Source organism: Streptomyces fradiae, from assembly GCF_041270065.1.
Taxonomy (GTDB): Bacteria; Actinomycetota; Actinomycetes; order Streptomycetales; family Streptomycetaceae; genus Streptomyces.
In genome coordinates this window covers 6,667,268-6,689,038 of record NZ_CP065958.1, presented here as the reverse complement: position 1 = coordinate 6,689,038, position 21,771 = coordinate 6,667,268, and the positions used below count along the sequence as shown (strand labels likewise).

General features: G+C 71.8%; 21 protein-coding genes. 11 read left to right on the top strand and 10 right to left on the bottom strand.

Annotated features, from left to right (window positions below; all coding sequences use genetic code 11):
• Positions 1-47: 47 nt before the first annotated feature.
• The 5 genes from pucL to JAO84_RS30300 all read right to left on the bottom strand — a co-directional run bounded on the left by pucL (position 48) and on the right by JAO84_RS30300 (position 2,720).
• Positions 48-971, bottom strand: coding sequence for a factor-independent urate hydroxylase (gene pucL, locus JAO84_RS30320; RefSeq protein WP_370415684.1), 924 nt, complete (start codon positions 969-971; stop codon positions 48-50).
• A 5-nt stretch (positions 972-976) separates the two neighbouring features.
• A complete protein-coding gene (uraH, locus tag JAO84_RS30315; protein WP_265867783.1) occupies positions 977-1,384 on the bottom strand; it encodes a hydroxyisourate hydrolase in 408 nt (135 codons plus the stop codon).
• Complete coding sequence (gene uraD / locus JAO84_RS30310) at positions 1,381-1,902, bottom strand: 2-oxo-4-hydroxy-4-carboxy-5-ureidoimidazoline decarboxylase (protein ID WP_370415683.1); 522 nt, start codon at positions 1,900-1,902, stop codon at positions 1,381-1,383. The genes uraH and uraD overlap by 4 nt, the downstream gene beginning before the upstream one ends.
• A 156-nt stretch (positions 1,903-2,058) precedes the next feature.
• On the bottom strand, positions 2,059-2,445 hold the full coding sequence (locus JAO84_RS30305; protein WP_370415682.1) for a helix-turn-helix domain-containing protein: 387 nt from the start codon (positions 2,443-2,445) through the stop codon (positions 2,059-2,061).
• Positions 2,442-2,720, bottom strand: a complete 279-nt coding sequence (locus JAO84_RS30300) for a hypothetical protein (RefSeq protein ID WP_365762291.1) — start codon at positions 2,718-2,720, stop codon at positions 2,442-2,444. Before JAO84_RS30300 ends, JAO84_RS30305 begins: the two co-directional genes overlap by 4 nt.
• Positions 2,721-2,862: 142 nt before the next feature.
• On the opposite strand from JAO84_RS30300, the gene JAO84_RS30295 reads away from it, so the two are divergent.
• The 3 genes from JAO84_RS30295 to JAO84_RS30285 all read left to right on the top strand — a co-directional run bounded on the left by JAO84_RS30295 (position 2,863) and on the right by JAO84_RS30285 (position 6,294).
• Positions 2,863-3,696: a TIM barrel protein gene (locus tag JAO84_RS30295; protein WP_370415681.1), complete on the top strand. Its 834-nt coding sequence runs from the start codon at positions 2,863-2,865 to the stop codon at positions 3,694-3,696.
• Between the two features lie 64 nt (positions 3,697-3,760).
• The gene (locus tag JAO84_RS30290; protein ID WP_370415680.1) at positions 3,761-4,651 is read left to right on the top strand and encodes a 2-hydroxy-3-oxopropionate reductase; all 891 of its coding nucleotides are present in this window, start codon (positions 3,761-3,763) and stop codon (positions 4,649-4,651) included.
• 185 nt (positions 4,652-4,836) lie between these two features.
• Positions 4,837-6,294 (top strand): catalase, encoded by a 1,458-nt coding sequence (locus JAO84_RS30285; RefSeq protein WP_370415679.1) that lies wholly within the window; start codon positions 4,837-4,839, stop codon positions 6,292-6,294.
• Between the two features lie 309 nt (positions 6,295-6,603).
• On the opposite strand, the gene JAO84_RS30280 is transcribed toward JAO84_RS30285, so the two are convergent.
• On the bottom strand, positions 6,604-7,827 hold the full coding sequence (locus tag JAO84_RS30280; RefSeq protein ID WP_370415678.1) for an MFS transporter: 1,224 nt from the start codon (positions 7,825-7,827) through the stop codon (positions 6,604-6,606).
• An 88-nt stretch (positions 7,828-7,915) separates the two neighbouring features.
• On the opposite strand from JAO84_RS30280, the gene JAO84_RS30275 reads away from it, so the two are divergent.
• Positions 7,916-8,890 (top strand): transcriptional regulator, encoded by a 975-nt coding sequence (locus tag JAO84_RS30275; RefSeq protein ID WP_370415677.1) that lies wholly within the window; start codon positions 7,916-7,918, stop codon positions 8,888-8,890.
• Between the two features lie 92 nt (positions 8,891-8,982).
• Here JAO84_RS30275 and gcl read toward each other — a convergent pair whose 3' ends face one another.
• A complete protein-coding gene (gene gcl / locus JAO84_RS30270) occupies positions 8,983-10,770 on the bottom strand; it encodes a glyoxylate carboligase (protein WP_370415676.1) in 1,788 nt (595 codons plus the stop codon).
• Between the two features lie 746 nt (positions 10,771-11,516).
• Between gcl and JAO84_RS30265 the strand changes: the two genes are divergently transcribed.
• From JAO84_RS30265 to JAO84_RS30255, 3 genes are all read left to right on the top strand, one after another.
• The gene (locus JAO84_RS30265; RefSeq protein WP_370415675.1) at positions 11,517-11,882 is read left to right on the top strand and encodes a hypothetical protein; all 366 of its coding nucleotides are present in this window, start codon (positions 11,517-11,519) and stop codon (positions 11,880-11,882) included.
• A gap of 67 nt (positions 11,883-11,949) precedes the next feature.
• Positions 11,950-12,735 carry a TIGR04222 domain-containing membrane protein gene (locus tag JAO84_RS30260; protein ID WP_370415674.1) on the top strand — a complete coding sequence of 262 codons (786 nt, stop codon included), beginning with the start codon at positions 11,950-11,952 and terminating at the stop codon, positions 12,733-12,735.
• A 437-nt stretch (positions 12,736-13,172) separates the two neighbouring features.
• Positions 13,173-13,748, top strand: a complete 576-nt coding sequence (locus tag JAO84_RS30255) for a GNAT family N-acetyltransferase (protein WP_265868668.1) — start codon at positions 13,173-13,175, stop codon at positions 13,746-13,748.
• On the opposite strand, the gene JAO84_RS30250 is transcribed toward JAO84_RS30255, so the two are convergent.
• Both JAO84_RS30250 and JAO84_RS30245 read right to left on the bottom strand, forming a co-directional pair.
• Positions 13,696-15,345, bottom strand: a complete 1,650-nt coding sequence (locus JAO84_RS30250) for an AMP-binding protein (RefSeq protein WP_370415673.1) — start codon at positions 15,343-15,345, stop codon at positions 13,696-13,698. The genes JAO84_RS30255 and JAO84_RS30250 overlap by 53 nt on opposite strands.
• The gene (locus JAO84_RS30245) at positions 15,342-17,030 is read right to left on the bottom strand and encodes an AMP-binding protein (RefSeq protein ID WP_370415672.1); all 1,689 of its coding nucleotides are present in this window, start codon (positions 17,028-17,030) and stop codon (positions 15,342-15,344) included. Before JAO84_RS30245 ends, JAO84_RS30250 begins: the two co-directional genes overlap by 4 nt.
• A gap of 100 nt (positions 17,031-17,130) precedes the next feature.
• On the opposite strand from JAO84_RS30245, the gene JAO84_RS30240 reads away from it, so the two are divergent.
• The gene (locus JAO84_RS30240) at positions 17,131-17,985 is read left to right on the top strand and encodes a LuxR C-terminal-related transcriptional regulator (RefSeq protein ID WP_370415671.1); all 855 of its coding nucleotides are present in this window, start codon (positions 17,131-17,133) and stop codon (positions 17,983-17,985) included.
• A 17-nt stretch (positions 17,986-18,002) separates the two neighbouring features.
• Here JAO84_RS30240 and JAO84_RS30235 read toward each other — a convergent pair whose 3' ends face one another.
• Entirely contained in the window at positions 18,003-19,184 is a 1,182-nt protein-coding gene (locus JAO84_RS30235) for a winged helix DNA-binding domain-containing protein (protein ID WP_370415670.1), read from the bottom strand.
• Between the two features lie 139 nt (positions 19,185-19,323).
• Between JAO84_RS30235 and JAO84_RS30230 the strand changes: the two genes are divergently transcribed.
• From JAO84_RS30230 to JAO84_RS30220, 3 genes are all read left to right on the top strand, one after another.
• A complete protein-coding gene (locus JAO84_RS30230; RefSeq protein ID WP_370415669.1) occupies positions 19,324-20,442 on the top strand; it encodes a magnesium and cobalt transport protein CorA in 1,119 nt (372 codons plus the stop codon).
• Between the two features lie 400 nt (positions 20,443-20,842).
• Positions 20,843-21,055, top strand: a complete 213-nt coding sequence (locus JAO84_RS30225) for a hypothetical protein (RefSeq protein WP_370415668.1) — start codon at positions 20,843-20,845, stop codon at positions 21,053-21,055.
• Positions 21,056-21,114: 59 nt separating this feature from the next.
• Positions 21,115-21,744, top strand: a complete 630-nt coding sequence (locus tag JAO84_RS30220) for a restriction endonuclease (RefSeq protein ID WP_370416904.1) — start codon at positions 21,115-21,117, stop codon at positions 21,742-21,744.
• Positions 21,745-21,771: the final 27 nt, after the last annotated feature.

The window sequence follows — 21,771 nt, the reverse complement described above, 5'->3', positions numbered from 1 at the left end:
TCCCCGCCCGACTGCGGGCGGGCGGGGACCGGGTCACTCAGGGCCGCTCAGAGATTGGTCATGTCGACCGGGATCTGCGCCGTGGCGCCGTCCCGCAGGACCGTGGCCTCGATCAGGCCGTACATGCGGTCGGCGGCGTAGTAGACCTCGTTGTCGTTCTTCAGGCCGAAGGGCTCGAGGTCGACCAGGAAGTGGTGCTTGTTCGGGAGCGAGAACCGCACCTCGTCGATCTCCGCGCGGTTGTTGATGATCCGCGTGGCCATCTGGTACAGCGTCTGCTGCAGGGAGTACGAGTAGGTCTCCGCGAAGGCCTCGAGCATGTGCTTCTTGGTCTGCTCGTAGGACCGCTCCCAGTTGGGCATGCGCTGGTCGTCGTCGGTCCAGTTGAACCGCCAGCGGCCCGACACCTGGGTGGCGAGGATCCGGTCGTACGCCTCCTGGAGGGTGGTGTACTTGTCCTTGATGTAGCCCCAGAACTCCGAGTTGGTGGAGTTCATGACGACGAGGTCCTTGAGGCCGGAGATGACCTCCCACTTCTCGCCGTCGTAGGTGATCTGGGTGACACGGGTCTCCTGGCCCTTGCGGGCGAAGGAGTGGTTGACCTCGTCGGCGCCGATGAACTTGGAGTTGGCGTCGGAGCTGGCGATCCGCTCCCAGGCGTACTCCTCGATCCGGATCCGGGCCTTCTTGATCGGCTCCTGGCTCGACACGAAGTGGCGGGCGAGGTGGATGCCGAACTGCTCGGCGGACTCGATGCCGTACTCCTTGGCGAACGCGAAGACGGTGTTCTTCGTCGTGTCGGTGGGGAGGCAGTGGGCGTTGGAGCCGGTGAGGTGGACGTCGTCGAGGTCGCCGGAGAGCGCGACGGAGACGTTCAGGTCCTTGATGTGGTGCGTGCCGCCGTCGCGCGTGATCTTGACGACGCGGTTCTCTGCTTTGCCGTACTGGTTCTGGCCGAGAATCGTGGGCATGTCTGCTAGCTCCCTCGGTAAACGGAGTAGCCGAACGGGTTGAGCAGCAGCGGTACGTGGTAGTGCTCGCCCGGGACGACGGCGAACGTGATCGCCACCTCCGGGAAGAACACACCGGTCGCACCGCTGTCCCGATTCGCGGGGGCGTCCTGCTGCGCCTCGGCTTGCTTGTTCTGCTGTGTCAGGAAGTACGACTCGGTCCGGAAATCGAGCCGTACGTGGGTGGTGCCCTCCGGCAGGGCCGGGAGGTCCTTGCAGCGCCCGTCCGCGTCGGTGGCGGAGCCGCCCAGGGCCACCCACGCGGCGTCGGAGCCGGCGCGGGCCGTGAGCGTGATGGCCACGCCCTCGGCCGGCCGGCCGATGCTGGTGTCCAGGATGTGGGTGGACACCGATGCGGTGGTGTCGGTGCTCATCGGTTCTCTTCCTCGGTGGTCTCGGCGAGACGGTTCAGACGGATGCGGTTGATCTTGCCCAGTTCGGTGCGGACGATCTCCCGCTCCCGCTCGGGCGAGTTACCGATCCGTTCGCGGATCGCGTCGCGCATCTGCTCGCCGGTCTTCCCGGTGGCGCAGATGAGGAAGACATGTCCGAACGTGTCCTGGTAGGCCAGGTTCAGTTCGAGCATCTCGGCCTTGAGGTCCGCGGAGGCGCCGGCCATCCCGCTCTGCTCGCGGGAGGAGGTCGCGTCCCCTTCCTTGGGACGACCGATCGGCGGGTGGCCCGCCATCGCCTCGGCGAGGTCCTCGGCGGTCAGCTCGGCCATGGCGGCGTCGCTGGCCTGGAAGAGGGCTTCGACCGTGGCGTAGGGGCGCTGGGCGAGGAGCTTGCTCGCCCACGCCGAACTCGTGCACACCTCGTGCAGCGCGGCGAGCGCGTCGCCCTCCGCCGAAGTGTTGAACCGGGTGAGACCCGGAGTCGTACCAGAAGTCACGGGAATGCCTCCGTGGCTGTTTTTCGCTGTGCGTCGGACGGGCTGCGGATAGCTAACGCCCTCCGCAACACCACGTCAACACTTTGTTGAAAACTCGGCCACACAAAAGCCGTCGTCCCGACATCTGGACGACGGCTTCCGGCACGGAATGATCAACTAGCCGTTCTTGGGTGCCTTTTCCCTGTTCAGGGCGGTCTCCCGGTTCAGGTAGTTGTACACGGTGAAGCGGCTGACGCCGAGGGCGCCGGCCACCGTCTCCACGCCATGGCGCACCGAGAAGGCACCGCGTGCCTCAAGGATCCGCACGATCTCCTGCTTGGCCTTGCGGTCTAGCTCGGAGAGCGGCACCCCGTGCCTTCTTTCCATGGCGGCGAGAATGTGGTCCAGGGATTCGGACAGCTGCGGCAGCCGTACGGCGAGCACGTCCTCGCCCTCCCAGGCGAGGACCACGTCGTCCGGCTGGGCCTGCTCGGGTACGAGCAGCTCGGCGCCCATCGCGTCCACCAGCGGCTTCACCGCCGACACCAGGGGATGCTCGCTCATCTGTCGCCCTCACCCGTCCCGTCCGCCCCAGCGGCCCCGTCGATCACATTGACCTGGAGCGACACGCGGGTCGCACCGGCCGCCAGGGACTTGCGCAGCAGCGCGTCCACCGCGGTGAGCACGGCGTCCGCGCCGCCCTCGGCCGTGTTGCCGAAGGGCCCCACGTCCACCGCGTCCAGTTCGGCCGACTGGATGACCTCACGTGCCACGACCGCGTGCGCCGGCGCCTCGTCGAGGTCGAACGGCTCGGTCGTGAACTCCACTCTCAAACGCACCATGCCCCCACGCTAAGGCCCACCCCCGACCCTCGGGGAGTCCCGGACCTGCGGGGACCTCTTGACAAGTGGGGCGCCCGCCCTGCAACCTTCCACCAGACAGAAAGTTACTTCCGCAATACGGAAGGAGCGCCGACCCCTCATGGGATACCCGGACCAGCGCTTCGATGTGAACCTGTCGATCCTCTTCACGGAACTCCCGCTCCTGGAGCGCCCCGCGGCCGCCGCCGCGGCGGGCTTCACGGCGGTCGAGCTGTGGTGGCCCTGGATCGACACCGCCACCCCCGAGCAGAGCGAGCTCGACGCCCTGAAGAAGGCGCTCGACGACGCCGGCACCCAGCTGGTGGGCCTGAACTTCTACGCCGGACAGCTGCCCGGCCCGGACCGCGGCGCGGTCTCGGTGCCCGGCCAGGAGTCGGCCCGGTTCAAGGCCAACATCGACATCGCCGCGGACTTCGCGGCCTCGGTCGGCTGCAAGGCGCTCAACGCGCTGTACGGCAACCGCGTCGAGGGCGTCGACCCGGCCGTCCAGGACGAGCTCGCCCTGGAGAACCTGGTGCTCGCCGCCCGCGCGGCCGACCGGGTCGGTGCGATCCTGCTGATCGAGACCCTCAACAAGCCGGAGTCGCCGCTCTACCCGCTGGTGAGCGCCCCGGCCGCGATCGAGGTCGTCGACAAGGTGAACGCGGCCACCGGCCTCGGCAACGCCAAATTCCTCCTCGACATCTACCACCTGGCGATGAACGGCGAGGACGTCAGCGCGGTCATCGCGCAGTACGCCGACAAGACCGGCCATGTGCAGATCGCCGACATGCCGGGCCGTGGCGCCCCGGGCACCGGCGAGCTCCCGCTCGAGCAGCTGCTCGACGAGCTGAAGAAGGCCGGTTACGACGGCTGGGTCGGCCTGGAGTACAAGGCCGCCGACGCCGCCGCGTCCTTCGAGTGGCTGCCGGCCGAGGCCCGCCCGGCCCGCTGACGCCCGACGCCGTAGCCCGGCGTCCCCCTCCCCGTACCACCTTGTTTTGAGAGGCACCCTCACCATGAGCACTCTTCCCAAGATCGCGTGGATCGGTCTCGGCATCATGGGCTCCCCCATGTCCGAGAACCTGATCAAGGCCGGCTACTCCGTCACCGGCTTCACCCTGGAGCAGGACAAGCTGGACCGCCTGGCCGCCGCCGGCGGCACCGCGGCCGGCTCGATCGCCGAGGCGGTCAAGGACGCCGACGTGATCATCACGATGGTGCCCGCCTCCCCTCAGGTCGAGGCCATCTCCTACGGCCCCGAGGGCATCCTGGAGAACGCCAAGTCGGGCGCCCTGATCGTGGACATGTCCTCGATCACCCCGCAGACCTCGGTCGACCTGGCCAAGAACGCCAAGGAGAAGGGCATCCGCGTCATCGACGCCCCCGTCTCCGGCGGCGAGGCCGGCGCCATCGAGGCCGTTCTGTCGATCATGGTGGGCGGCGAGCAGGCCGACTTCGACGAGGCCCTCCCGATCCTGGAGGCCCTCGGCAAGACCATCGTCCTCTGTGGCCCGCACGGCTCCGGCCAGACGGTCAAGGCGGCCAACCAGCTCATCGTCGCCGTCAACATCCAGGCGTGCGCCGAGGCCGTGGTCTTCCTGGAGAAGTCCGGCGTGGACCTCAACGCCGCCCTGGACGTCCTCAACGGCGGTCTGGCCGGCTCCACGGTCCTGACCCGCAAGAAGGACAACTTCCTGAACCGCGACTTCAAGCCCGGTTTCCGGATCGACCTGCACCACAAGGACATGGGCATCGTCACCGACGCCGCCCGCAACGTCGGCGCGGCCCTCCCGGTCGGCGCCGTGGTCGCCCAGCTCGTCGCCTCCCTGCGTGCGCAGGGCGACGGCGGCCTGGACCACTCGGCCCTGCTGCGCGCCGTCGAGCGCCTCTCCGGCCAGCAGGTCTGACCCTGATTTCCGGGCGGTGGCGGCGCTGACAACCTGTCCTGTCGCGCCCAGGCGTCGCCGCCGTCCGGAACACCACACTTCATTTTCAACAAACTGTTGACGTTTTTTGCCGAGCGTACCTACGCTCCAGGCACTTCAGTCTGCTCAGACCACTCAACAGTGCAGCTCCCGTACGGAAGGTCACCATGTCGAAGCGCGTGCTTACGACCGAGTCCGGCGCCCCCGTCGCCGACAACCAGAACTCCGCCACCGCCGGCGTCGGTGGCCCCATCCTCCTCCAGGACCAGCACCTCCTGGAGAAGCTCGCGCGCTTCAACCGTGAGCGGATCCCGGAGCGCGTGGTGCACGCCCGCGGCTCCGGCGCGTACGGCTACTTCGAGGTGACCGACGACGTCACCGCCTGGACCAAGGCCGCCTTCCTCTCCGAGGTCGGCAAGAAGACCGAGCTGTTCCTGCGCTTCTCCACGGTGGCCGACTCGCTCGGCGGCGCGGACGCGGTCCGCGACCCGCGCGGCTTCGCGCTGAAGTTCTACACCGAGGAGGGCAACTACGACCTCGTCGGCAACAACACCCCGGTGTTCTTCATCAAGGACCCGATCAAGTTCCCCGACTTCATCCACTCCCAGAAGCGCGACCCCTTCACGGGCAAGCAGGAGGCGGACAACGTCTGGGACTTCTGGGCCCACGCCCCCGAGGCGACCCACCAGGTGACCTGGCTGTTCGGCGACCGCGGCATCCCCGCCTCGTACCGTCACATGAACGGCTACGGCTCGCACACCTACCAGTGGACCAACGAGGCGGGCGAGGCCTTCTTCGTCAAGTACCACTTCAAGACGAACCAGGGCGTCCGCAGCCTCTCCGCCGAGCAGGCCGCCGAGCTGGTCGGCAAGGACGCCAACTCGCACCAGACCGACCTGCTGCAGTCCATCGAGCGCGGCGTGAGCCCGTCCTGGACCCTCTACGTGCAGGTCATGCCGGCCGCCGAGGCCGCGGACTACCGCTTCAACCCGTTCGACCTCACCAAGGTGTGGCCGCACAGCGACTACCCGCTGCAGCGCGTGGGCCGGCTGGTCCTCGACCGCAACCCGGACAACGTCTTCGCCGAGGTCGAGCAGGCCGCGTTCTCCCCGAACAACTTCGTGCCGGGCATCGGTCCTTCGCCGGACAAGATGCTCCAGGGCCGCCTCTTCGCCTACGCGGACGCCCACCGCTACCGGCTCGGCGTCAACCACACCCAGCTGCCGGTCAACGCCCCCAAGGCGACCACGGCCGACAACTACGGCCGTGACGGCCTGATGGCCACCCGCAACGGCTCGCGCCACGACAAGAACTACGAGCCCAACTCGCACCAGGGCCCGGCGCAGACCGACGCCGCGCTCTCCGCGCCGCTCGCGATCCACGGCTGGACCGGCACCCACGCCGCCCCGGCGCACGTCAAGGACGACGACTTCTTCCAGGCCGGTGAGCTCTACCGGCTGATGTCCGAGGACGAGAAGTCCCGTCTGGTGTCCAACATCGCCGGCAGCCTCTCCCAGGTCGCCCGCGAGGACATCATCGAGAAGAACCTCGCCCACTTCGCCGCCGCCGACGCCGAGTACGGCCGGCGCGTCGAGGAGGCCGTCCGCGCCCTGCGCGAGGACTGAGCCTCCGACACCCAGGCTGCGTACGGTTTCTGACGGGAGGTCAGTGCCGTACGCGGTCCGGATCACCGGCCCGGATGAGGGGTGGTCGGTGGACCGGACAGCGTGAGGACCGCGGTGGCGCCGAGCCAGTGCGGTGGTAAGGGACTGTCGGCCCCCCCTTTCTGACCTGAAGGAAGGGACCGGCCGCAGCACCCGTCGGCACCACCGCGGTCCGACGCACCCCCTTCTCGCACAGAAGGGGGTCAGACTTCACAGACTCCGCCCGGCGGCGCGAACGTCCTGTCGCGCCAGCCTCGCACCGTCGGGCGGTCACCAACGAGAGCGCGGAACCAGGTTTACGGTCCCTGGTTCCGCGCTCTTGCGTTGCTCCGCCCTCCGCAGGCGCGAGCCCTGCACGGACAGGGCCGCCGTCACCGCGAGCGAGGCGACCGCCAGCATCGTCATCGCGGCCGCGGGCGAGGCGAGTTGGGCGAGCCCGCCGGCCACGGCCGCACTCAGACCCTGAAGCGCGAGCATGCCGGAGGCGTGCAACCCGAGGGCGTGCCCGCTCAGTTCGTCCGGCACGAGCGCCGTGAGCCGCTCCTGGTACAGCAGGCTCGCCCCGTACCCGACGGCCGAGACCGTGATCGCGACCACCGCGAGCACCAGCCCCGGCCGGAGGACGAAGACAAGGTACGGGGCGGCGAGCAGGCACTGCAGGGGCGCCGCGAGCCGGGCCCGCCACGACGGCGGTACGAAGCGGCCGACGGCGGTGTCCCCGGCCAGCATGCCCACGGCGGCGCAGACGAAGAGGAGTCCGGCGCGCTCGGGGGCGTACGGCACGAACAGCGACTCGCAGCCGACGATCAGTCCGTTGGGCACCCACAGGGCCAGATAGATCCGCCGCCGGGCGGGCGAGGACCACAGCAGGGCGTTGGTCCGCCAGGTCTCCCCCGGCGAGGGCCGCCCGGCGGCACGCGGGGCCCGCGCGGACAGACCTCGGTACGCGAGCAGCGCCCCGGCCAGATAGAGCGCGGCGCCGGCAAGCAGCGCCCCGCGCGGCGAGAGCAGCGCGAGCAGGACGCCGCCGGTGGCGAAGCCGGCGATCTGGCAGACGCCGACGGACATGTTGAGGACGGACCGGCCGAGCAGGAAGCGGTCCCGGGGCAGGATCTCGTTCAGGAGTCCGTAGCGCACGCCGCCGGTGACGGAGCCGGCCAGACCCTGCAGGAAGAGCAGCGCGAAGGCCGCCGCGACCGGCAGGCCGGGCAGCGCCTGGGCGGCGGTGCCGGCCGCGAAGAGCAGGGCGACGCCGCTCAGGGCCGCGCGCGGCGGCAGCCGGTCGGCGGCGGACAGCAGGGTCGTGGCGCCGACGAGCTGGGCGAGCGCCGGTCCGAACATGGCGAGGGCGGAGAGCAGCGGCGAGCCGGTGGCCCGGTAGACGAGGGTGGCGAGGCCGAGGCCGGCCAGGGTCTGGGCGGCGGACTGCGCGGAACCGCTGAGGAAGAGCGGGGTGAACTCGGGGACGCGGAAGACGTCGCGGTAGCGGGGCATGCCGCGGAGTCTCGGTGAGCGCGGTGCGGCGCCGTTATTGTTTCGCGGGGAGGCGAAAGATCACGGCGGGCGGGGGCGGGGGCGGATCATGGGCTGGTGGCATCTCGGTACGGACGCGCTCGCGAGCAGCCGGTTCGTGGTGTCGCCGCTGGCCGAGACGGTCGCGGCGCTGATGACCCTGCACGCGGGCGGGGGCGCGCACCCGGGCGAGCGGGCCTGGCTGGCGGCCCGGCTGCCGGCGTATCGCGCGCGGCTCGCCGCCGATCCGGTGGACGCGCTGCTCGTCCGGGCCGCGATCGGTCCCACCTGGAACGCGGACTTCCTCACGCCGACGCCGCTGGGCGAGGGCGAGCCGTCCTTCGAGGAGGAGCTCGCGGCCGTCCGGGACGCCGAACCGGGCGACGCCGTCCCGCAGTTGGAGGTGGCGGTGGGCGGTCCGGTGCCGGAGCCGCTGCGCCGGGCGCCCGATCTGCCGGGGCGGATGGCGGGGATCCTGGAGTGGGTGTGGCGCGAGACGGTGCTGCCGGAGTGGCCGCGGCGCCGGCGGGTCCTGGAGGCCGATGTGGTGGCGCGGACGGCCCTGTTGGGCCGGGGCGGCTGGGCGGCGGCGCTCGACGAGCTGTGTCCGGGGAAGATGCGCTGGCTGGGCGACGGGCGGCTGCAGATCAACACCCGTGACTATCCGCCGCGTTCACTGGACGGGGCCCGTCTGCTCTTCGTGCCGGTGACGCCGGCCAAGGGCTGGTCGTCCTGGGAGGGCACGGAGCGGTACGCGGTGACGTACGCGTGCTCCGGCGCCCTGGCGGACGTGTCCGGGCCGGCCGTGCCGGAGGCCCTGGGCGTGCTGCTCGGCCGGGCCCGCGCCGGGGTCCTCGTGCGCCTCGAATCCCCGGCGTCCACCACGCAGTTGGTGGCGCTGACCGGGCAGGGGCTCGGGTCGGTGGGGCGGCATCTGAGGGTGCTGCTCGACGCCGGCCTGGTACGGCGCCGGCGGGCGGGCCGCTCGGTCCTTTACGACTGGACGGAGGCGGGCGCCGCCCTCGTACGGGCGCAGACGCCGTGAGGCCCCCGTCCCGGTGCTCAGCGGGACGGGGGCCTTGTCACGGCAGCCCGGTCAGACCTTCAGGGCCGGACCTGAAGCTCGGACCTTGAGGGTCAGACCTTCAGGGCCTTGATCGCGGTGGGCGCGTGGCCCGGCTCGGTGGCCAGGTCCTCGAACTCGGTGACGTCGCTCATGTCGACCGTCTTGCTCATCGCGATGTTGGTGATGCGCTCCAGGATCGCCTCGACGACGACCGGGACCTGGAACTCGACGGCCAGCTTCTTGGCCTCCTCCAGCGCCTCGCCCAGCTTGTCCGGGTCGGTGACGCGGATGGCCTTGACGCCCAGGCCCTCGGCGACCTTGACGTGGTCGACGCCGTAGACGCCGATCTCCGGGGTGTTGATGTTCTCGAACTCGAGGTTGACCTCGAAGTTGATGCCGAGGCCGCCCTGCGCCTGCCGGATCAGACCGAGGTAGGCGTTGTTCACGAGGACGTGGACGTAGGGGACCTTGTGCTGGGCGGCGACCGCCAGCTCCTCGATCATGAACTGGAAGTCGTAGTCGCCGGAGAGCGCGACGACCGGGGTCTCCGGGTCGGCGGTGGCGGCGCCGATGGCGGCCGGGATGGTCCAGCCGAGCGGGCCGGCCTGACCGCAGTTGATCCAGTGGCGCGGCTTGTAGACGTGCAGGAACTGCGCGGCCGCGATCTGGGAGAGGCCGATGGTGGTGACGTAGCGCGTCTCCTTGCTGAAGGCCTTGTTCATCTCCTCGTAGACGCGCTGCGGCTTCATCGGGATGTTGTCGAAGTGCGTGCGGCGCTGCAGGGTGGCCTTGCGCTCCTGCGCGGAGGCGGCCCAGGCGGAGAAGTCCGGCAGGGTGCCCGCAGCCTTCCACTCCTTGGCGATCTCGACGAAGAGCTCCAGGGCGACCTTGGCGTCGGAGGCGATGCCGTAGTCCGGGGCGAAGATCTTGCCCAGCTGGGTGGGCTCGATGTCGACGTGGACGAACTTCCGGCCCTTGGTGTAGGCGTCGAGGTTGTAGCCGGTGTGGCGGTTGGCCCAGCGGTTGCCGATGCCGAGGACGAGGTCCGACTCCAGGAAGGTCGCGTTGCCGTAGCGGTGCGCGGTCTGGACGCCGACCATGCCGGCCGCGAGCTCGTGGTCGTCCGGGATGGTGCCCCAGCCCATGAGGGTGGAGATGACCGGGATGTTCGTCAGCTCGGCGAACTCGACCAGGAGGTCGGTGGCGTCGGCGTTGATGATGCCGCCGCCGGCGACGATCAGCGGGCGCTCGGACTCCAGGAGGAACTTCAGCGCCTTCTCGGCCTGGGCGCGGGTCGCGGACGGCTTGTAGACCGGCAGCGGCTCGTACGTCTCCGGGTCGAACTCGATCTCGGTCAGCTGGACGTCGATCGGCAGGTCGATGAGGACCGGGCCGGGGCGGCCGGAGCGCATCAGGTGGAAGGCCTGCTGGAAGACGCCGGGGACCTGCGCGGCCTCCAGGACGGTCGTCGCGGCCTTGGTGACGGGCTTGGCGATCGTGGCGATGTCGACGGCCTGGAAGTCCTCCTTGTGGAGCTTCGAGACCGGGGCCTGGCCGGTGATGCACAGGATCGGGATGGAGTCGGCGATCGCCGAGTACAGGCCGGTGATCATGTCGGTGCCGGCGGGGCCGGAGGTACCGATGCAGACACCGATGTTGCCGGCCTTGGCGCGGGTGTAGCCCTCGGCCATGTGGGAGGCGCCCTCGACGTGGCGGGCCAGCGTGTGGCTGATCCCGCCGACGTTCTTGAGCTCGCGGTAGAAGGGGTTGATCGCCGCGCCGGGCACGCCGAACGCGTTGGTGACGCCTTCGCGCTTGAGGATCTCAACGGCCGCTGCGGCGGCGGTCATACGAGGCATGGGAGTGCTCCTGCTTCGGCCAGGGGACACAGGCGCGGCGGCTCCGGCAGGAGCGCCAGCGGCTTGTTTCCATAATGCGGAAGTACTGTTCTGCTATACGGAAGCAATGTAGGTCGGGGGGTGGAGGGGCGTCAAGAGACGTCCTGGCGCGCGATGGCCGAAGTTGCTCCCCCGGACGGCCGAATTGGTGGACGATGGGGGCGCACGTCGCAGAGGGGGTACGTCCGTGGCCGAGTCGGTAGAGGTGCGCTGTCCGGAATGCCTCCGCGCGCTGCGGTACGCGGCGCCCGCCTTCCCCTGCTCCTGCGGCAGGCCGCTCGCGCCGCAGGTGATCGCCGGCGCCGAGGCGGTGCCCGTCACCCACCGCAACTGGTCCGACGAGTGGGTCACCGTCCAGTGCCCCGACTGCGCCCGCCGCTCCGACTGGCCGCACCCCGAGGTGGGCTGCGCGTGCGGGGCGGTGCTGCGGGTGCCGGTGCGGGATCCGGGCGAGGAGTACGGGAAACCGGTCGTGCCGCCGCAGCGGCCGGGGGGCGGGACCGCGGCGCCGAGGCCGGAGCGCGGGGGCGGGGCGCAGCCCGTGGGCGGGGGGCGGGGGCGCGTCGCCGCACCGGGCGCCCGGGGCTCCCCCGCCCTTCGCGCTGCGGCACCCGGCGCCGCCGGCGTCCGGGGCCAGGTCCGGGTCGGGCGCCGGGGCCGCCCAGGGGCGGCCGGTCCCCGAGGCCCCGCGGCCGTCCTTCCGGCCGGTGACGATCAGGACCGCGCGGGACGCGGTCGCCGCGTCCGCCGGATATCTGCGCTGGCTGGGCTTCCGGGACGTGGTCCAGCCGGAGGAGCGCTCGGCCTCCGCCGTCGACCTGCGGGGCCCGGGGCTCGTCGCCCAGGTCGACCCGAGCACCCGGCCGACCGGGCTGCGGGCGGTCGAGTGCCTGTGGCTCAACGGGCTCAGCAACGCGGCGACGAGCGTCTGCTTCTCCCTCGCCGGCTACACCGCCGAGGCGCACGAGCGGGCGGACGGGCTCGGCGTCCCGCTGTTCGTGCTCGACCTCACCGGCACGCCGCAGCCTGTCAACACCCCGGCGGGCGCGCTCCTGGCCGCCGGCGCACCCTGACGGTTTCGGCCATTCGCACGTGAGGACGGGCGCTCCCCCGGGCACAACACCTGTGGGGGTGGACGTCATGACAACGGGGATGTGGTGGTTCCTGGGGGCCGCCGTGGGTCAACTCGCTCTGGCGGCACTGCTGTTGCGTGCCCGCAGCCCGGAGCGCCCTGAGCTGCCGCCGCAGGCGCTCGCGCTGTTGCGGGGCGGGCCGCGCGCGGCGGTCGTGGTGGCGCTCGTCGCGCTGCATCAGCGCGGGGCGGTGGCGGCCGGGCGCCGGGGCACGATTCGCGCCAACGGCGGCGCCGGGCGCGTCCGCGATCCGCTGCAGCTCGGAGTGCACCGTTCGCTGCAGCGCGCGCTCACCCTGCGGCTGCTCGCCACCCGCCCCAAGGCCCGGCAGGCCCTCGACGCGCTCCGCGCCGAGCTCGGCCGGACCGGGCTGCTCCGCCCGCCCGGCCGGCACCGCGCGGCCCGGGTGCTCCTGGTGTGCGTCCCGCTCACGGTCGGCGGGGGCCTCGCCGCGACCGGCCCGACCGCCCCCGGGCTCGCCCTGGGCGCGGTCCCGGTCCTCGCGGCCCTCGCCCTCCTCTGCGTCCCCCCGACCACCCGCGCCGCCCGCCGCCTGTTGGCCGGCCTGCGCTCCCGCCACCCCCTGCCGTCCCACCGCCGCGAGGTCACCGACGCCCGCGACGTCCTCCTCTACGTCGCCCTCTACGGCGACCCCGCCCTCGCCCTCTTCCTCCCCCACTTCTCCCGCGACGGCGGCCTCCTCACCCGCCACCCGCACCACGACGACGCCTACGCGACGGGCCGCGGCACGACGGAGACCCCGTTCACGTGCGGCAGCACGACGCCGGAGTGAGGGGGCGTCTCATCAATCAGCCCGGGCACGCCCCCCACCCGGGCGAAGCCCAAGGCGCCGTTGCCGGACGGCGAGACCCCTAGAGGGGTCGGGGCGGGGGCCGGACCCCGGGCTTACGGCCCGGGCCGGGAACCAGGTTCCGGGCGCCGCCGCCCGGCCGGAGACGCGGCCGGCACCGCGGCCCGGCGGCCACGCCGGCCCGGTGTTTGCGCCTGGCCCGAGGCCGGTTCCTGGGGTCCGGGCCAGACCTCCGGCCCGAGGCCCGGGCCGCGGGCCCCTACTCGGCGGCGCTGCGCCGCCGGCCCGGGGAGGTCCGCGCACGCGCCCGCCCGGCGCCACCGGGGATACGCCCAGCCGCAGAGGCCGGCAAGCGTCGGGCGCCGCCGGCGTCACGCAACACTGACGCCCTTCGGCGCCGCGGCGCGCCATACTGGCGTATGCGCATCCGAGCGGCCGCACCGGCCGAACTCCCCCTGCTCCAGGACATCGAACGCGCCGCGGGCGAGGCCTTCCGGCTCCTCGGCATGGGGGAGATCGCCGATGACGACCCCCTGCCGCTGGACGTCCTTGAGGGGTATCGCGACGCGGGGCGGGCCTGGGTGGCGGTGGACGCGGGGGATCGGCCCGTCGCGTATCTGCTCGCCGACACCGTCGACGGGGCCGCCCACATCGAGCAGGTGTCGGTGCATCCGGACGCCGCCCGGCAGGGGGTCGGGCGGGCGCTGATCGAGCATCTGGCGGAGGGCGCCCGGGCGCAGGGGCTGACGGCGCTGACGCTGACGACCTTCACCGAGGTGCCGTGGAACGCGCCGTACTACGCCCGGCTCGGCTTCCGGCGGCTCGACGCGGGCGACCCCGCGCTGACCGAGGGCCTGCGGGCGATCAGCGCGGCCGAGGCGGCGCACGGGCTGGCCGCCTGGCCGCGGGTGTGCATGCGCCGCGAGCTCACCGTCCGGACGGTCAGCCCGCCCCGTAACGCTCCCGCAGTTCCACCTTCCGCACCTTCCCGCTGACCGTCATCGGGAACTCGGCGAGGATCTCCACCCGGCGCGGGATCTTGTAGTGGGCGAGGCGGTCCCGGCAGAAGGCCGTGACCTCCTCCAGGGTGGGCGGGTCCGCCGGGTCGCGCGGGATCACGCAGGCGAGGATCTCCTCCCCGTACCGCTCGTCCGGCACACCCACCACCTGCACGTCGGCGATCTTGGCGTGCCCGTACAGGAACTCCTCGATCTCGCGCGGATACACGTTCTCACCGCCGCGGATGATCATGTCCTTGATGCGGCCGACGATCTGGACATAGCCGTCCTCGCGGAGCACGGCGAGGTCGCCCGTGTGCATCCAACGGCCCGTGTCGATCGCCTCGGCGGTCTTCTCGGGCTCGTCCCAGTACCCCAGCATCACGCTGTAGCCCCGGGTGCACAGCTCGCCGGCGGTGCCGCGCAGCACGGTGAGGCCGGTGGCCGGGTCAACGATCTTCACCTCGACGTGCGGCAGGACACGGCCGACGGTGCCGGTGCGCCGCTCCAGGTCGTCGTCGCGGCGGGTCTGGGTGGAGACCGGCGAGGTCTCCGTCATGCCGTAACAGATGGACACCTCCGCCATGTTCATCTCGGCGACCACCCGCTTCATGACCTCCACCGGGCACGGCGAGCCCGCCATGATGCCGGTGCGCAGCGTCGACAGGTCGTACGTGCCGAAGTCCGGCAGGTTGAGCTCGGCGATGAACATCGTCGGCACCCCGTAGAGCGAGGTGCAGCGCTCCTCCTGCACCGCGCGCAGCGTGGCGGCCGGGTCGAAGGACGGGGCCGGGATCACCATGCAGGCGCCGTGCGAGGTGGCCGCGAGGTTGCCCATCACCATGCCGAAGCAGTGGTAGAAGGGCACCGGGATGCAGATCCGGTCCTGCTCGCTGTAGGCGATCATCTCGCCCACGAAATAGCCATTGTTGAGGATGTTGTGGTGGGAGAGGGTGGCACCCTTCGGGAAGCCGGTGGTCCCCGAGGTGTACTGGATGTTGACCGGCTCGTCGCAGGACAGCTCGGCGGGCCGGACGCCCTCCGGGACGGTGCGGGCGAGGAGTTCGTCCCAGGTCGGGTCGCCGAAGTAGACCGTCTCGCGCAGCCGCGGACAGTTGCCGCGCACGTCCTCGACCATGGCCCGGTAGTCGCTGGTCTTGTGGGTGAGCGAGGCGAAGAGCAGCGTGATGCCGGCCTGGTTGAGCACGTACTCCAACTCGTGTGCCCGATAGGCCGGGTTGATGTTGACCATGATGGCGCCGATGCGCGCCGTGGCGTACTGCACGAGCACCCACTCCGCGCAGTTGACCGCCCAGATGCCGACCCGGTCGCCCTTCACGACCCCGCTGCCGAGCAACGCGTCCGCCAGCCGGTCGACGTCGGCGCCGAACTCCGCGTACGTCCAGCGGCGGCCGCTCGGCACGTCGACCAGGGCCTCGCGGTCCGGCCAGGCGGCGACGGCCCGGTCGAGGTTGGCGCCGATGGTGTCGCCGAGGAGCGGCGTGGTGCCGGTCCCGTGGTCGTACGAGAGGCTGCTCGTGCCCGCCGTACCCGCAGCGCCCGTCGTGCCCGTCGTGCCCGTCGTCGCGGTCATGCCACGTCTCCTTCCGTGTACTCCGTGCCGGTCCTGCCCTCCGCCGTGAGCTTGCGCAGCTCGACGCGGCGGATCTTGCCGGAGACGGTCTTCGGCAGGTCGGCGAACTCGATCCGGCGGATCCGCTTGTACGGGGCGAGCACCTCGCGCGAGTGCGCGAAGAGCGCCTTCGCCGTCTCGGGGCCCGGCTCCCAGCCCGCCGCGAGCACCACGTACGCCTTGGGGACGGCGAGCCGCAGCGGGTCGGGGGCGGGGACGACGGCGGCCTCGGCGACCGCCTCGTGTTCGAGCAGCGCGCTCTCCAGCTCGAAGGGGCTGATCTTGTAGTCGCTCGCCTTGAAGACGTCGTCCGCGCGCCCCACATAGGTGATGTAGCCCTCGGCGTCGCGCGCGCCGATGTCACCGGTGCGGTAGTAGCCGCCGGCCATCGCCTCGGCCGTGCGCTCCGGGTCCCCGTGGTAGCCGGTCATCAGGCCCACCGGGTCGGCCGCCAGGTCGAGGCAGATCTCGCCCTCCGCGACGTCCGGCTCACCGCTGACCGGGTCGACCAGGGTGACCCGGTAGCCGGGGCTCGGCCGCCCCATCGAGCCCTCCTTGAGGCGCTGACCGGGGCTGTTCGACACCTGCACGGCGGTCTCGGTCTGTCCGAAGCCGTCCCGGATGGTGACGCCCCAGGCGCGCCGGACGGACTCGATGACCTCCGGGTTGAGCGGCTCGCCGGCCGCGACGACCTCGCGGGGCGGGGTGGTCAGCTGGGTGAGATCGGCCTGGATCAGCATCCGCCACACGGTGGGCGGGGCGCAGAAGCTGGTGACGCCGTGCCGGTCCATCTCGGCCATCAGGCGCGCCGGGTCGAAGCGCGTGTAGTTGTGGATGAAGACGGTCGCCTCCGCGTTCCACGGGGCGAAGAGGTTGGACCAGGCGTGCTTGGCCCAGCCGGGCGACGAGATGTTGAGGTGCACGTCGCCGGGCTTCAGCCCGATCCAGTACATCGTCGCGAGGTGGCCGACCGGGTACGAGGTGTGGGTGTGCTCGACCAGCTTGGGGCGGGCGGTGGTGCCGGAGGTGAAGTAGAGCATGAGGGTGTCGTCGGCGAGGGTCGCGCCGCCGGGCGTGAACTCCGCGGACGCGCCGTACGCCTCCTCGTAACCGAGCCAGCGCACCCCGTCGCCGCCGACCGCGATACGGGTGTACTCCCCCGGCACGTCGTCGAACTTGGCGGTGTCCTCGGCCCGCACCAGCACGTGCCGGGCCCGGCCGCGGTCCACCCGGTCGCGCAGGTCGGCGGGGCCGAGGAGGGGGGTGGCGGGGATGACGACGGCGCGCAGCTTCATCGCGGCGAGCATGGTCTCCCACAGCTCGATCTGGTTGCCGAGCATGACGATCATGCGGTCGCCGGCGCGGACGCCCTGCGCGCTCAGCCAGTTCGCCACCCGGTTGGAGCGCTCCGACATCGCGGCGAAGCTCAGCTTCGTCTCGGTGCCGTCCTCCTCGACGATGTGCAGCGCGGTGCGCTCGTTGCCCGCGGCGATGACGTCGAACCAGTCGAGCGCCCAGTTGAACCGGTCGGGGCGGGGCCAGGCGAAGCCCGCGTACGCCGTCTCGTAGTCCTCCCGGTGCTGGAGCAGGAAGTCACGGGCGGCCCGGAACCGCTCCGTCGCCTCCGTCGCACTCGTCGTGGTCATGCGTCCTCGTCCTCCTCGTCGCGGCACCGGTCCATTGCGGGACCGGTCCCCGACATCGTGTAATCAGTGACCCAGGTCTCACTACCCCCGTTCGGGGGTGATGGACGCGACGAAGGAGAACAACGTGCCGGAGCGGGTCGAGGGGGCTGCGGAGGACGGGGCGGTGGAGGCGGCCGGGCTGCGCGACGCGCTGCTGCGGCTGCGGCGCGCCACGGGCCTGCAGGTGGCCTTCGGCGGCCTGCTCCACGACGGCTCCGCGATGCGGATCGCCGAGCTGACCGGCGCGGTCACCCCGGCCCTGCGCGGCCTGGCCATCTCCACCGGTTCCGGCCTCGGCGGCAAGTGCCTGGCGCTGTCCCGGCCGTGCGCGGTCACGGACTACCCCTCGGCCCGGCACATCACCCACGAGTACGACGGCCCGGTCTCGGCGGAGGGCCTGCGCTCCGTGATCGCGGTGCCCCTGGTCGTACGACGAAAGGTGCGCGGCGTGCTGTACGGCGCGCTGCGCGACGCCCTGCCGATCGGCGAGCGGGTCTTCGACGCGGCGGTCGCGGCGGCCCGCGACGTCGAGCAGGCCCTCGCCGTGCACGACGAGGTGCGGCGGCTGGTGGCTGAGCGGGAGGAGATGCGCCAGGCGTACGGGGAGCTGCGCGAGCTGGCTCCCCGGGTGACCGACCCCGAGGTCCGCGAGCGCCTGTGGGCCGTGTGCGGGCGCCTGGAGACGGCTTCGGGCACCGATGTGTCAGGGTCGGCCCCCGAGGTGACCCTGACGCCGCGCGAGACGGACGTCTTGGCCGCGGTGGCCTCGGGAGCGACGAACGCCGCGGTGGCGGAGCGGCTCGGCCTCCGTCCGGAGACGGTGAAGGGCTACCTCCGCTCGGCGATGCGCAAGCTGGGCGCGCACACCCGCCTGGAGGCGGTGGTGGCGGCGCGCCGGGCGGGGGCGCTGATCTAGGGCGTGCTGATCCAGGTCTAGGCCGTGTCCTGTGGATCCTCGTACCGGATCGCGTACGGGAGGGCGGCGGGGGCGAGGAGGCGCAGGGTCCGCTCGGCTTCGGCGGTGAGGGCGTCGCGCTGGGCCTTGGTGAGCCGGGTGAACGGCTCGATGGTCAGCGTGGTGCGCTCCTTGCCCTCGTCCAGGTGCCAGATCCCGGCGAGGAAGCCGTCGACGAGGAAGGTCCGGTGGGCCTGGTTGCCGGTCCAGGTGCGGGTGCGGTGGGCGGCGGGGACGACGCGGGTGCGGTCGGCGTGCGAGAGCAGCAGGTTGTCGAACTCGGGCAGCAGGCGGGGCGGGGCCGGGGTGTCCGCGTCGGGGCGGGGCGCGTCGGGGAGGTCGAAGAGCTCGGTGCCCTGCTCGTCGCGGAAGACGAGGAGGCGGGGGCGGAGGCGTTCGAAGGCGGGCCGGAGCCGGGTGAGGCCGCACCAGGTCTGCATGTCCTTGACGGAGGCGGGCCCGAAGGCGGCCAGATAGCGCAGGACGGTCTCGTCGAGGTCGGCGGGCCGGTCGCTCACCGGGGCGGAGGCGGACTCCGGCCCGCCGAACCAGCTGGTGGCGCGGGCCAGGGCCACCTGCCCGCTCCGGCCCCAGAGCCCGCGGGGCGTGACCTGGACCATGGGCAGGAGGCAGCGCGCGGCGATCCCGAGGGCCTGCGGGTCGGCGTCCGGCCACTCCTGGAGCAGCCGCTCGCGCAGCTCCTTCGGGGTGCGCGGCCGCTCTTCGACCTCGGCGGCGGTCAGCTCGGTGAGCCGGTCGAGGTCGACGCCGGCCAGCCCCTTGCCGAACATCCTCAGCTCGCGGTCGATCGCCCCGTCCTGGACGAGCCGGCGCAGCGGGACGGCGTCGGCGGCGGTGTGGGTGTGCACGGTGGAGCGCAGCGAGACGATACGGGCGACCCGGCGCGACTCCATGAGCCCGGACAGGTCCTCGGGGCGGAAGCCGTCGAGGCGGGCGGCGAGCGCGTAGTACGGCGGCTTGGTGTTCTGCGCCTGGAGGCCCACGAGGTGGTGGACGGCCTGCTCGGCGGTGAGCGGCGCGGGGCGGAGCAGGAGCTGGCGGTGGAGGGTGGCGCGGTTGAGGGCGCGGGTGGAGAGGACCGGGGGCATCGGCTTCGTCGTCTTCGGCGTCTTCGGCGTCTTCGGCGTCTTCGGGGCCATGGTCAGCACGCTAGCGAGAATCGCGGACAGGACAGGTCCGCATTCGGCGCCGGAAAGGGAGGGCCGGGTGCCCCGGCGCCGCACGATTCCCCCCGTTATCCTGCGAAACGACCGTCTGATCCCGCGAGGAGACCGCCCGATGTCCGACCGCCGCCCGCGCGCGGCCCGGCGCCGCACGCCGGAGCCGCCGGCCGCCGCCGCCTCCTCGCAGTCACCCTCGCCGTCGCCGTCGCCGTCGCCGAGCGTGGTGCAGGCGACGCTCTACCGCGACGGGCGCCGGGTCGCCTCGCCCGCCACCCTCGCGGAGACCTTCCGCCAGCTGCGCGAGCACCCCGACGGCATGGCCTGGATCGGCCTGCAGCGCCCGACGGCGGACGAACTCCACTCCCTCGCCGCCGAGTTCGACCTCCATGAGCTCGCCGTCGAGGACGCCATGGAGGCCCACCAGCGCCCGAAGCTGGAACGGTACGGCGAGACCCTCTTCGTCGTCCTGCGCGCCGCCCGCTACCTGGACGCCCCGGAGGAGGTCGAGTTCGGCGAGCTCCATGTCTTCGTCGGCCCCGACTTCCTCATCACCGTCCGCCACGGCGCCGCCCCCGACCTCTCGGCGGTCCGCACCCGCATGGAGGCCGACCCCGGCCTCCTCGCCCTCGGCCCCGAGGCGGTGCTCTACGCGATCCTGGACGCGGTCGTGGACGGCTACGCCCCGGTGGTGGCCGGCGTCCAGAACGACATCGACGAGATCGAGACGGAGGTCTTCGGCGGCGACCCCGCGGTCTCCCGCCGCATCTACGAACTCTCCCGCGAAATGGTCGAGTTCCAGCGCGCCACCCGCCCCCTCGTCGGCATGCTCCACGGCCTGATGGCCGGCTTCGCCAAGTACGGCACGGACGAGGAACTCCAGCGCTACCTCCGCGACGTCGCCGACCACGTCACCCACACCAGCGAACGCGTCGACGGCTTCCGCCAGGCCCTCACGGAGATCCTCACGGTCAACGCGACCCTGGTCACCCAGCAGCAGAACGCGGAGATGCGCGCCCTGGCGGAGGCCGGCTTCGAGCAGAACGAGGAGATCAAGAAGATCTCCTCGTGGGCGGCCATTCTGTTCGCACCCACGCTGGTGGGAACGATCTACGGCATGAACTTCGACAACATGCCCGAGCTGCACTGGGCGGGCGGGTATCCGTTCGCGGTGCTGCTGATGGCGGTGGTGTGCACGAGTCTGTACGTGGTCTTCAAGCGGAAGGACTGGCTGTAGTCACCTATCCCGGCACCTTGATCCACTTGGCATGAGCAAACCTTAGGGATCGCCCTCAGAGGCGTCCTGGGGAGAATCTGGGGAGAATGCGCGGGAGACGGCCGGTCGAGCACGGTATCTCCCCCTCACCGGGGGGCGGAGACCGGCGCAGTGGCCACCAACCGCGCTCCACGGGAACAGGCCATTCGGCGCGCCCCGCATTTCCGCAGCATGGCACCCAGCCATGCGGCTTCGACGCAGGCCAGAGCTCCGTAAGAGTGGGCAGACACTCACGCAAGCGTGGCCGACTCGCCCCCTTGCCGTCTGCTCGATCATGACGATGCATCAGGTTCTGTCGGTGGTCACCGCTACAACCGATCTGGAGGTCCGCACGGTGCGGGCCGATGGGGAGGGATGCACCATGCCGAAGGTTCCGGACGGGTACGTGCGCGTACGGACCCACCTCCGCCGCAAGCCTGGACCGAAGTCCGCCAAGGGCCTGAGCGTGTGGGCCGTGGCCGGCCTGTGCGCGGCGGTGTGGCTCTGGGGTCAGGTCTTCGGGTTCGGTGACGACTCCACCGCACAGCAACCGACGCCAAAGCCCGCCGTCTCCGCGCCGGCGGGCGGGCAGTGACGCCCCGGCCCCGGCCTCGACGCAAGATCCGATGGCGACCACGTGGCACCACGGACGTTCTGGGTGCGGCAGCCGTCGTCCTCGCGCTCGCAGTCGCCCTGGTGCAGGCCACGGCGCACCTGGCGACCAGAGCCGCCGAGTCCTGGCCTCTGCTGCTCCTGGCCGGCCTTGCCGGTGCCGCCGTCCTGGCCGGCCTCCGCGTACGGGACCGTCTCCGGCGCCGCGCGGACGGCGAGAGGCTGGCCCGCCTGCGCATCGCCTTGTCTGAGCTGGACACGATGGGCGACCAGGAGTTCGAGTACGCATTGCGCGATCTCCTCGTACGTGACGGCTGGGCGGCCAGGAAGGTGGGCGGCGGCGGGGACCAGGCCGCAGACGTGATCGGCGTCCGGCCGCCCCTCGGGCGGATCGTGGTGCAGGCGAAGCACACCCGCGTCGGTGGCAAGGTCGGCTCATCGGTGATGTACCAGGTGAAGGGCACCGCCGGTCCTGCCCACAGGGCGGACCACGCGGTCGTCGTCACCAACGGCACGTTCACGCGCGACGCCATGGCCTGGGGTGACCGCCACGGTGTGCGGTGGGTGGACCGTGACCGGCTGCACTGCTGGGCCCACGAGGGCAAGGCGTTGCACGAACTGCTCGGCCTGCCCGCAAGACGATCCCGTCCGCCCTGGCGTCGAACAGTCTGAAGCACAGCGCTCGCCCCACCGACGAGA

Excerpts from the sequence above, each read along its gene's own strand:
- pucL (WP_370415684.1), bottom strand. The coding sequence starts at position 971 with ATGCCCACGATTCTCGGCCAGAACCAGTACGGCAAAGCAGAGAACCGC.
- uraH (WP_265867783.1), bottom strand. The coding sequence starts at position 1,384 with ATGAGCACCGACACCACCGCATCGGTGTCCACCCACATCCTGGACACC.
- JAO84_RS30305 (WP_370415682.1), bottom strand. The coding sequence starts at position 2,445 with ATGAGCGAGCATCCCCTGGTGTCGGCGGTGAAGCCGCTGGTGGACGCG.
- JAO84_RS30295 (WP_370415681.1), top strand. The coding sequence starts at position 2,863 with ATGGGATACCCGGACCAGCGCTTCGATGTGAACCTGTCGATCCTCTTC.
- JAO84_RS30290 (WP_370415680.1), top strand. The coding sequence starts at position 3,761 with ATGAGCACTCTTCCCAAGATCGCGTGGATCGGTCTCGGCATCATGGGC.
- JAO84_RS30285 (WP_370415679.1), top strand. The coding sequence starts at position 4,837 with ATGTCGAAGCGCGTGCTTACGACCGAGTCCGGCGCCCCCGTCGCCGAC.
- JAO84_RS30280 (WP_370415678.1), bottom strand. The coding sequence starts at position 7,827 with ATGCCCCGCTACCGCGACGTCTTCCGCGTCCCCGAGTTCACCCCGCTC.
- JAO84_RS30275 (WP_370415677.1), top strand. The coding sequence starts at position 7,916 with ATGGGCTGGTGGCATCTCGGTACGGACGCGCTCGCGAGCAGCCGGTTC.
- gcl (WP_370415676.1), bottom strand. The coding sequence starts at position 10,770 with ATGCCTCGTATGACCGCCGCCGCAGCGGCCGTTGAGATCCTCAAGCGC.
- JAO84_RS30260 (WP_370415674.1), top strand. The coding sequence starts at position 11,950 with ATGACAACGGGGATGTGGTGGTTCCTGGGGGCCGCCGTGGGTCAACTC.
- JAO84_RS30255 (WP_265868668.1), top strand. The coding sequence starts at position 13,173 with ATGCGCATCCGAGCGGCCGCACCGGCCGAACTCCCCCTGCTCCAGGAC.
- JAO84_RS30250 (WP_370415673.1), bottom strand. The coding sequence starts at position 15,345 with ATGACCGCGACGACGGGCACGACGGGCACGACGGGCGCTGCGGGTACG.
- JAO84_RS30245 (WP_370415672.1), bottom strand. The coding sequence starts at position 17,030 with ATGACCACGACGAGTGCGACGGAGGCGACGGAGCGGTTCCGGGCCGCC.
- JAO84_RS30240 (WP_370415671.1), top strand. The coding sequence starts at position 17,131 with ATGGACGCGACGAAGGAGAACAACGTGCCGGAGCGGGTCGAGGGGGCT.
- JAO84_RS30235 (WP_370415670.1), bottom strand. The coding sequence starts at position 19,184 with ATGGCCCCGAAGACGCCGAAGACGCCGAAGACGCCGAAGACGACGAAG.
- JAO84_RS30230 (WP_370415669.1), top strand. The coding sequence starts at position 19,324 with ATGTCCGACCGCCGCCCGCGCGCGGCCCGGCGCCGCACGCCGGAGCCG.
- JAO84_RS30225 (WP_370415668.1), top strand. The coding sequence starts at position 20,843 with ATGCCGAAGGTTCCGGACGGGTACGTGCGCGTACGGACCCACCTCCGC.